General features: G+C 72.6%; 2 protein-coding genes. One reads left to right on the top strand and one right to left on the bottom strand.

What is annotated here, in order from left to right; translation table 11 throughout:
- Nucleotides 1-819 precede the first annotated feature (819 nt).
- Nucleotides 820-1977: an epoxide hydrolase family protein gene (locus AB0A94_RS38500; protein WP_361751672.1), complete on the bottom strand. Its 1158-nt coding sequence runs from the start codon at nucleotides 1975-1977 to the stop codon at nucleotides 820-822.
- Nucleotides 1978-3046: 1069 nt separating this feature from the next.
- Here AB0A94_RS38500 and AB0A94_RS38495 point away from each other — a divergent pair.
- On the top strand, nucleotides 3047-3493 hold the full coding sequence (locus AB0A94_RS38495) for an enediyne antibiotic chromoprotein (RefSeq protein ID WP_361751670.1): 447 nt from the start codon (nucleotides 3047-3049) through the stop codon (nucleotides 3491-3493).
- Nucleotides 3494-3731 lie beyond the last annotated feature (238 nt).

Below are 3731 nucleotides of genomic sequence, written 5' to 3'. Positions count from 1 at the left end.
GCCGGTGAAGCCTCGGGTGATGTTCACGTGATCGGCGATTCCGTTGCGACTGGTGCTCAAGTGTTTCCGTGTTCAACCGTACGACGCCCGCAGGCCCCCGGCCTTGTGCGTGCAGGCCGCTTCCCGCGTGCTTTCGCGGCTCGGCAACGGCGTCGGCGGCGCCCTCACCGGGGCCGGCGTCGGGCACCGGGCCGGCCAAAGGGCTGGCGGACTCGGGCGCCATGGTGCGCGTCCGAGGGTGCCGAGGGGCACGTCCTCGTGGATCGGGCGGCGGGTGCACACCGGTGCGGGACGCCGCCGGGTCGGTCCTGCCGGCGGGGGCGGGGGGATCGGGTGGGTGCGCGCCGCCCGGGCGCGGTGGCGGCGGAGAAGCCGCCCGCGGGGACCGCGCGGGCCCGGCCGCGGAGGAGGGCGGCCCGGCTGTGGAAGTCGCGTTCGGGTGCGGGCCCCCTCCCGTGTGCCCGCCGTGTCCCCCGGAGCGCCAAGGAGCGGCTTCGGCGCCGGACGGCCGGTGAGGGGGTGCCCCGTGTGCCGGCCGTCCGGCTGCCGCCGGCCCGCCCCCCATTGCCTTCTCGGTGGCCCCGCGATGAGGCGCCCGGCCTTCCCCGGGCCCGCCGCGGTCCTGTGCCGCCGCGGCGGCCCCGTGCCGTGACCGAACGGCCCCGTACGCCTGCGCCCGCGCGAAAGACGCTCCCGGCATGCCCTCGGGGTGCCGTCGCGCGTGTTCCGCGGGGAGTCCCGAGCCGTCACGCGGAATCGCCGAAGCGGGCCGGGGCCTCCTGTTCGAGGATTCCCCGGCCCGCCCGCCCTTGCGCCGGGTCAGAGCTTCTTCAGCGTCCGGTTGAAGGTGCGCAGGTCCTCGACGAACAGGTCCGGCTCCTCCATGGCCGAGAAGTGGCCGCCGCGGTCGAGCTCCGCCCAGTGCACGATCTGCTTGAAGTCGCGCTCGGCCAGGCTGCGGACCGGCTGGAAGAGCGCCCCGGGGTAGACCGCGACGCCCATGGGGACGTCGATGGTCGGGGACCGCCCGATCAGGCTGGTGATCGGAAGGAACGGCTTCAGCTCGTAGTGCGCCTGCGCCGCGGAACCGCCGGTCGCGGTGAACCAGAAGAGCGAGATGTGGGTCAGCATCAGGTCGCGGTCGATCGCGTCCTCGGGGACGTTCTCCGTCTGGGCCCAGTGCTTGAACATCTCGAGCAGGTACGCCAGTTGCGCGACCGGCGAGTCGTTCAGCATGTAGCCGATGGTGTGCGGCCGGGTCGACTGCATCTTCATCGGCCCGGACAGCTCGTCGAGGAAGCGCTCGGAAACGGCGAGACGGGCCTTGTCCGCGTCGCTCAGGGTTTCCAGCTCGCCGGGTTCCCCGCTGAGGTTGGTCTGCAGGAGGTTGACGTGGATGCCGGCCAGGTGGCCGGGGTCGATCGCGCTGAGCAGCAACGACGTGAAGGCGCCGATGTCGCCGCCCTGGGCGATGTAGCGCTCGTAGCCGAGGCTCGCCATCAGCCGGGACCAGGCCATGGCGATCCGCCCCAGGTCCCAGCCGGCGGTCTTGAGCGGGCCGGAGAGGCCGAAGCCCGGCAGCGAGGGGATGACCAGGTGGAAGGCGTCGGCGGGGTCGCCGCCGTGGGCCCGCGGGTCGGTCAGGGGGCCGATGATGTCCAGGAACTCCACCGGCGTGCCGGGCCAGCCGTGCGTGATCACCATCGGCGTGGCGTCCGGCTCGGGCGAGCGGACGTGCAGGAAGTGGATGGTGGCCCCGTCGATCTCCGTGGTGAACTGCGGGTACTGGTTGATGCGGCGTTCGGCGGCGCGCCAGTCGAAACCGTCCCGCCAGTACTCGGCCAGCTCCTTGATGTAGTGCAGCGGGGCGCCACGGGACCAGCCGACGTCGACGAGCTCGGGCCAGCGGGTCGCGCTCAGCCGGCGCTTGAGGTCGTCGATGTTGGTCTGGGGGATGTGGACCTGGAACGGCCGCATGGGGAAGCTCCTTCGTCTGGTCGAACGCCGTGATGACCGCGGCCGGCGTGCCGCGCCGCGCCGGTCGGCAGCGCGGCACGGGCGCCTGGCTGCCGTGAGGGGGAGGGACGGACCGATGAGCGACTGCCACCCTGGCGGCGTCGTGCCGGGGCACGGGCCGGCCGGCTGAGCGGCGCCGCGGCCGTCAGGGCGGTTTCCGCGGCGCTGCGATCGGCGTCGGCCAGGGCGGTCGAGGACTCGGGCCTCGAACTCGCCGTCACGCTAGTGGCCGCCTTCGGAGCTCAGCAAGATCCTCGGTGAGGCCCCGCAATACCGGAGAAGCCGGCCGGCCGGCGGTCCGCACGGCGGCCTCCGCGTGCAGCCGCGCGGCCCGGTCGGCGTGCGCGGGTGCGGTCGACCGCGCCGCCGTCTCCCGCCGCACGGCGGCCTCGGTGCGCACGGCATCCGCCGCCCCGCGGCCACTCGCTTCACATAGGGCATATATATTGAATGTTCACAGTGTATACTGGTTGGCCCTTCCCGTCGGCAGCGCATCTGCGCGGTCCATTCGGGAGCAGCCGCCGGGAAGGTCTTCCGAACGCTCCCCGGCACACCCGAAATCCGCACGCCGGCGGTATCCGGCACCAGCGCCAGGAATTTCGGAAGCGATTTTTCCCGCACCCCGCCGCCGGCTCCCCCGCGCCGCCGGGCAAGCACCGCACGGGCCCGGGGGGGGCACCCGGTGCCCGTCGCGCGGGGCCGAGGGCCCCACCCGCCCCCGACGCCCCTCCACTCCCCTGAGCTGCCCATACGGCCACCCGTGGGGCCGCTTCCCGGGAAGCGGTCCCGGCCGCCCCTCGGCCCGGCGCGACAGTCGACCACGATGGCCGGAACAGGAAAGAGGATTCGCAATTCAATGCTTCCCCCCACCGAGAGGGCCGGATTGTACACAGGCGCCACTTCGAGCGCTTCTCCCAGAATGCCATTTATATTCATTGACATCAATGCGAGTGTCATGCAATCGTCATTGATGCAGCTTTCGAAGGCATTCCGCTTTAGCCTTCGAATTCCCCCCTGTATCGACGAAGGAGTGGTCCCCATTTCCATCATCAGAAATCGTGCAGCCAAGGTCGTCGTCGGCTCGGCGGCGGTGCTGGGGCTCGCCGTGGGGTTCCAGAACCCCGCCGTGGCCGTCACGGCGCCGACGGCCACGGTGACCCCGTCGTCCGGCCTGTCCGACGGCACCGTGGTCAGGGTCGACAGTGCGGGCCTCGACGCCGGAACCGCCTACGACGTCGGGCAGTGCGCGTGGGTGGGCACCGGCGTTCTGGCGTGCAACCCGGCGGACTTCTCCTCCGTGACCGCGGACGCCGGCGGCTCCGCGAGCACGTCGCTGACGGTGCGCCGCTCCTTCGAGGGCTTCCTCTTCGACGGCACCCGCTGGGGCACCGTGGACTGCACCGTCGTGCAGTGCCAGGTCGGCCTCTCGGACGCTGTCGGTAACGGCCCGGAGGGTGTGCCGATCTCCTTCAAGTGATCGGCGGGCCCGGCCCGCCGTCGGCGCGGCCGGTTCCACAGCGGCCGGCACCGCCGGTGTGCGGGAGCGCTCGCGCTCCCGCACGTCCCGGCCGCCGGCTCCCCGCGGCGCATCGCTCCCGGACCGCACCACGGCTGCCGCCGTGGATCGGTCCGTCCACAACCCCTCCGAAAGGGACGCCGGTGACCGAGAAGGCCGACCTTCAGACCGTCCTCGACCGTGCCGCCGCCGGTGGGCG

Source organism: Streptomyces sp. NPDC044984 (genome assembly GCF_040646935.1).
GTDB lineage: Bacteria > Actinomycetota > Actinomycetes > Streptomycetales > Streptomycetaceae > Streptomyces.
This window is presented reverse-complemented; position numbering and strand designations above follow the sequence as displayed.